Source organism: Porticoccus sp. W117, from assembly GCF_030341905.1.
GTDB lineage: Bacteria > Pseudomonadota > Gammaproteobacteria > Pseudomonadales > Porticoccaceae > SCSIO-12696.
In genome coordinates, this window is the sequence record NZ_JATAAF010000006.1 from 166,960 (window position 1) to 172,959 (window position 6,000).

Sequence of the window (6,000 nt, forward strand, 5' to 3'; positions counted from 1 at the left end):
ACCGAGGCTTTAAACGGCAATGACGTTGGCTACAACAGCTCCACCGCAATCGCTGTTGCTTCGCCACCACCGATACACAGAGACGTCACACCGCGCTTTTTGCCGTGAGTCTGCAAGGCAGCCAGCAAGGTGACCAGAATACGTGCGCCGCTGGCTCCCAGGGGGTGGCCCAGTGCGGTAGCGCCGCCGTGCACGTTGACTTTATCGTGGGGAATATCCAGTTCATTCATGGCGGCCATACTCACCACAGCAAAGGCTTCGTTTACCTCAAACAGGTCCACATCCTCCACAGACCACTGCAGGTTTTGCAGCAACTTCTGCATGGCACCCACCGGGGCCGTGGTAAACCACTCCGGCTCGTGGGCGTGCTGGCTGCTGCCACGAATGGCTGCAATGGGCTTGAGGTTGCGCTTTTCGGCTTCGCTTTGACGCATCAGTACCAGAGCGGCAGCGCCATCGGAGATGGAACTGGCGTTGGCCGGGGTAATGGTGCCGTCTTTTTTGAACGCCGGTTTCAGGGCGGGGATTTTGTCCGGGCGCGCCTTGCCGGGTTGTTCGTCAGTATCGATCACCACATCGCCTTTGCGGCTTTTCACAGTGACTGGGGCAATTTCTTGTTTGAAGTGACCGGCCTCAATAGCGGCATTGGCGCGGCGCAGGGATTCGATGGCATAGGCATCCTGCTGCTCCCGGCTGAACTGATATTTGTCGGCACAACTTTCCCCAAATGCCCCCATCAGGCCACCGGCGTAGGCATCCTGCAGGCCGTCGTAGAACATGTGGTCGAGCACCTCACCGTGGCCCAAACGTTGACCACCACGGGCTTTGGGAAGCATGTAGGGGGCGTTGGTCATGCTTTCCATACCACCGGCCACAACCACATCTGCCGCGCCAATTTGCAGTTCAGCCGCCGCCATCATCACGGTTTTCATGCCGGAGCCGCACACTTTATTGACTGTGCTACAGGGCACGTTTTTCGGCAGTCCAGCAGCCAGTGCCGCCTGACGCGCTGGCGCCTGGCCGAGGCCGGCGGGCAGTACACAGCCCATCAGTACTTCGTCAATCTGGTCCGGCTCCAGACCCGCTCTTTCAACCGCGGCGCCAATAGCTGCCGCACCGAGATCGGTTGCTGAAACCGTACTGAAATCTCCCTGGAAGCCACCCATGGGAGTACGAGCCATACCAACAATAACGACCGGGTCGTTCATCACAACACCTCAAAATTTGCCAGGATTTCTATTGGGAAGCGGGAAGTATATCGGTTGTCACAGCACAATTTAAAAACCCACTGGCTGCTATTTGCTCAGTGGGTTTTTAAATTGTGTACAGGCTACTTGACAACCCGAAGGCTGGGGCGACTGCCGGAGGGGCCAGAGCCCGTGGGAGGCGGCGAATCATCATCGCCATCAGGGTCATTGCTATCGACGCTCTGTACCGGCGCCAGAGCCACTGCCGGCTCCTCGCGCTGGAATACCATGCCCTGGCCATTTTCCCGGGCATAGATGCCCAGCACCGATTCCACCGGCAGGCAAATATCGGTGGGCACGCCACCAAACCGGGTACTGAAACGAATTTGCTGATTTTCCAGAGAAAAGCCCGCCACGGCACGGGGTGACAGGTTGAGCACAATCTGACCATCGTTGACGTGCTGCTGGGGCACCTCTACACCATTGAAGTAGGCGTCCACCACCACGTAGGGGGTGCAGTCGTTGTCGACAATCCAGTCATAAAAGGCCCTGATCAGGTAAGGCCGGTTGGAAGCCATTGACATCTGAGCTCATCCTGCCCCGAATAATCAGGGGCGCATTTCCCGTTCAATTTCTGACAGGCTTTGCATCACCGATGGGCGCTCAAAGATGCGCTGCATATAGGCGTGCAGAGGTTTCACCTGTTTGGTGTTGGGAAGTGATATGCCCAACCAGTTCAAGCGCCACAGGATAGGCGCCAGGCAGCAATCCACCAGAGAAAACTCTTCATTCATGAAATAAGGGTTTTCCGCAAAAATCGGCGCAATGGAAACCAGCTCATCGCGCAGCTGCTTGCGTGCCGCATCCGCTTCTTTGGTACTGCCCTTAGAGGTGATCAGATCCACCATTTGGCACCAGTCGCGCTCAATGCGGTACATGAACTGGCGATTCAGAGCCCGCGCTACCGGATAAGCTGGCAGCAATGGCGGGTGGGGGAAACGCTCATCCAGGTATTCCATCATCACCTTGGATTCGTACAGGGCGAGGTCGCGATCCACCAGGGTGGGTACAGAGTTGTATGGGCTGACTTCCGCCAGCTCCTCTGGCGGATTGGCCGGGTCAACGGTTTCAATATCCACCGTTACGCCTTTCTCGGCCAGAACAATACGAACCCGGTGGCAGTAGTGACACTGCGGGTCAGAAAAAAACGTCATTGAAGATCGCTTGGCGACAACCCCCATGGGGAACCTCATCTATTCATCAAAAAAGTGACGGGCCGCCCATCAGTGGGCGGCCCGGAAAAATTAGGGCCTGCTAATACTAGTGAATATCTTTCCAGTACTCGCGGTTCAGTAACCACACCCAGATAAACAACAGGGACAGGAACAACAATACATATACGCCAATACTCTGGCGCTTTTCAGCGATAGGCTCGGCTACGTATTCCAGAAAATTCACCAGGTCATACATGGCCTGGTCGTATTCCGCCGGGCTCATGGTGCCCTGCTGAACAATTTTGTAATCGCCACAGGGGTCATCAAGAACCTTGGCCCCCGTCAGCGGGTCGGTCTTGGGGTGACCGTGCTCATCCAGAGATGGCCCCGGCGCACACTCCTGCAAGCCCTGTAACTCCATCAAAACGTGGGGCATGCCCACGTCTTTAAACACCTTGTTGTTCACCCCCAGCGGGCGGTTGTCATCCTTGTAGAAATGACGCAGGTAGGTGTAGAGCCACTCCGGGTTGCGAGCGCGAGCCACCAGGGTCAGATCCGGCGGCGTAGCACCAAACCAGGCCTTGGCTTTGCGCGGCGGCATGGAGATTTCCATCAGGTCGCCAATCTTGCCGTCGTTAAACACCAGATTATCCAATACCAGCTGGTGAGGCATATTGAGATCGTCAGCAACGCGCTCGTAGCGGGAGTACTTTGCGGAGTGGCAACCCATGCAGTAGTTGGCAAACAGCTGTACACCGCGCTGGCGGGATTCCTGTTCCAGGCGCTTGAGGTCACCCGCGGTCAAATCCCCTGAAATCTCAGCCAGTGCCGGATTCACAAACGGGTCACAGTCAATGGAGCCACAGGGTTTGGCGCCGGCGGCACCAACCGCTTTCAGAGGCAGAAGCACCAGAAGCAGCATGACCGCCAAGGCCAGCATGGAACGCCAGAAGCCCATACCACCATTCATGGTAATGCGGGCCGGCTCTGGCTTAAGCACATCTTTATCCAGCAGCATTGGCAGGATAGCGACAAATAAGCCAAGGGCGTAACCGTAGATACGCAGGCCAACACCGATGCCCGATTCTTCATAAGGCAGATCAATTTTTTCGGAAGCCAACCAAATCAAGAAGGCTCCTGTACCCCAAAACGAGATCAGGCGAAGAATCCGAGGCCCAATATCTTTATTGGTCCAGAAAGGCATCAGCACAAAGAATGCCAGGTAGAAAACCGTGGTGATTTCTGCCAGTACATTGCGCGCTGCTGTTGGCGCTTTAACACCCAGGTAGCCCAGGATAATAAAGTTCGCGGCAAACAGCAGAATCATCAGGCCGGGAATCTTGCCCTTGTAGCGGAATGATCTTGCCGGGCTCTTATCCAGCCAGGGCAATACAAACAGAACCGCCACACCGGCGCCCATACAGATAAAGCCACCGAGTTTGTCCGGAACCGCCCGCAACATGGAATAGAACGGGGTGAAATACCACACCGGAGCAATATGCTCAGGGGTCTTCAGGGCATTAGCTTCTTCAAAGTTGGCGTACTCCAGGAAGAAACCACCCATCTCCGGAGCAAAGAAGCAGATAAAGGCGAATGCAAAGAAGAACACCACCACCGGCACCAGATCGTGCACAGTGAAGTAAGGGTGGAATGGAATGCCATCCAGAGGCTTGCCATTCTCGTCTTTGTTTTTCTTGATCTCAACGCCATCCGGGTTGTTGGAACCCACTTCGTGCAAAGCAAAGATGTGCATTACCACCAGGCCCAGCAATACGATGGGCAGAGCCACTACGTGCAAGGCAAAGAAACGGTTCAGGGTAGCGCCGGAGATCAGGAAGTCACCACGGACCCACTCTACCAGGCCTTCACCGACCACCGGGATAGCGCCAAACAGAGACACAATTACCTGCGCGCCCCAGTAAGACATTTGCCCCCAAGGCAGTACGTAACCCATAAAGGCTTCAGCCATCAGCACCAGATAGATGGCCATGCCGAAAATCCACACCAGTTCGCGAGGCGCTTTATAAGAACCGTAAAGCAAGCCGCGGAACATATGTAAGTACACCACCACAAAGAACATGGAGGCGCCGGTGGAGTGCATGTAGCGAATCAACCAGCCCCAGTCCACATCACGCATGATGTATTCCACAGAGGCGAAGGCGTCTTCTGCAGTTGGGGAGTACTGCATGGTTAACCAGATACCAGTTACCAGTTGGTTAACCAGTACCAGCAGGGAAAGTACCCCAAAGAAATACCAGAAGTTAAAGTTCTTGGGCGCGTAGTACTGCGCCATGTGCTTGTTCCACTCCACTTGGAGCATGGGCATGCGCGAATCGATCCACGCGCCGAATTGGGCCAACTTACTCATTATGCGGCCTCCTGATCTTCGCCGACGACCAGTATGTCGCCTTCGTAACGGTGGGGGGGAACTTCAAGATTGATCGGCGCAGGTACACCCTTGAACACGCGGCCCGCCAAATCAAATTGGGAACCGTGACAGGGGCAGAAAAAACCGCCCTGCCAATCGGCATTAAACGGCATCGGCCCTACCTGAGGCTGAAACTGGGGAGCGCAACCCAAATGAGTGCACAGCCCCACCAGAACCAGATATTCCGGTTTGATGGCACGGTTAAAAGGGTCAACGTAAGCGGGCTGCTTGGAGGCTTCCGAATTGGGATCGGCGACACGATCTTTGGTCTTTTGCAGAGATTCCAGTACCGCTTCGGTACGACGCACCACATAGACTGGCTTGCCTCGCCATTCCACAGTCATCATCTGACCGGGTTCCAACTTGCCGATGTTGGCCTTAACCGGCGCACCGGCGGCTTTTGCCTTGGCGCTGGGCGCCCAGGAGCCAACAAACGGCACGGCGGCAAAGCCAGCACCCACTGCGCCTGTAACACAGGCACCCCCAATCAAAAAGCGACGTCTGTCGTGGTTGACACCGTCATTACTCATGACGCTTCCCCTTAGTGTTATTGCTCAATTTTGGTACCAGCGAGAGAGTTGGGGGCAGTTGTACAAGGCCACCCACAAATAGCGGGCAATAGTAAAGAAAAGCGCCTTTTTTAGCAATATAGCCCTTGGAGTGGTAAGGGCAATTCATTGAATTAATTGATTAAAATCAGGTGAAAAAATAACAGCCACTGTCATCCTGAGCGCAGCGAAGGATCTCCAGCTCGCAACAAGCAACGAGATCCTTCGCTGCGCTCAGGATGACAGCACAGAAAACAAAAAGCCCAGGCATTTGCCTGGGCTCAGATCGCTGACAAACCCTGGCATTTTTGCTGGGGTTTGTTGTTTCTGGGCATTGCTAACCCAAAAGCCGGAGAGTTTCTCGAATCTAGGTTGAGCCTCGCAAACACCGTACTGGGGCATTTACAGAGGCTAAGCAAGGGGTTTGGAGTGTAGAGAGGGCTCAATAGAGGCTCAGGCCGCCATCTGAGCAATTTTCTTGATGTTTTGGGCAGTTGCAGCCATCAGACACTGACCAGCCACTCTATTAAGCCTGGTGTAGCGAGCATATCGATAACCGTGTAGTTGTTTAGCATCAGCGAAGCTGCGTTCAACTGTCTCCTGCCGGCGCCTGTAAATCTCTT

6 protein-coding genes are annotated in these 6,000 nt (G+C 54.9%); all 6 read right to left on the bottom strand.

From position 1 onward, the window contains the following. Nucleotides 1-29: 29 nt before the first annotated feature. Nucleotides 30-1,208 (bottom strand): acetyl-CoA C-acyltransferase, encoded by a 1,179-nt coding sequence (locus tag QSV34_RS06840; RefSeq protein WP_289153134.1) that lies wholly within the window; start codon nt 1,206-1,208, stop codon nt 30-32. Between the two features lie 122 nt (nt 1,209-1,330). Then, the gene (locus QSV34_RS06845; protein WP_289153136.1) at nt 1,331-1,771 is read right to left on the bottom strand and encodes a ClpXP protease specificity-enhancing factor; all 441 of its coding nucleotides are present in this window, start codon (nt 1,769-1,771) and stop codon (nt 1,331-1,333) included. 24 nt (nt 1,772-1,795) lie between these two features. Beyond that, entirely contained in the window at nt 1,796-2,428 is a 633-nt protein-coding gene (locus tag QSV34_RS06850; RefSeq protein ID WP_289153157.1) for a glutathione S-transferase N-terminal domain-containing protein, read from the bottom strand. 79 nt (nt 2,429-2,507) lie between these two features. Further along, complete coding sequence (locus QSV34_RS06855) at nt 2,508-4,769, bottom strand: ubiquinol-cytochrome c reductase (RefSeq protein ID WP_289153137.1); 2,262 nt, start codon at nt 4,767-4,769, stop codon at nt 2,508-2,510. Further along, complete coding sequence (gene petA / locus QSV34_RS06860; protein ID WP_289153139.1) at nt 4,769-5,359, bottom strand: ubiquinol-cytochrome c reductase iron-sulfur subunit; 591 nt, start codon at nt 5,357-5,359, stop codon at nt 4,769-4,771. The genes QSV34_RS06855 and petA overlap by 1 nt, the downstream gene beginning before the upstream one ends. A gap of 471 nt (nt 5,360-5,830) precedes the next feature. Further along, on the bottom strand, nt 5,831-6,000 hold a 170-nt coding region (locus QSV34_RS06865; protein ID WP_289151995.1), incomplete at its 5' end, for a transposase.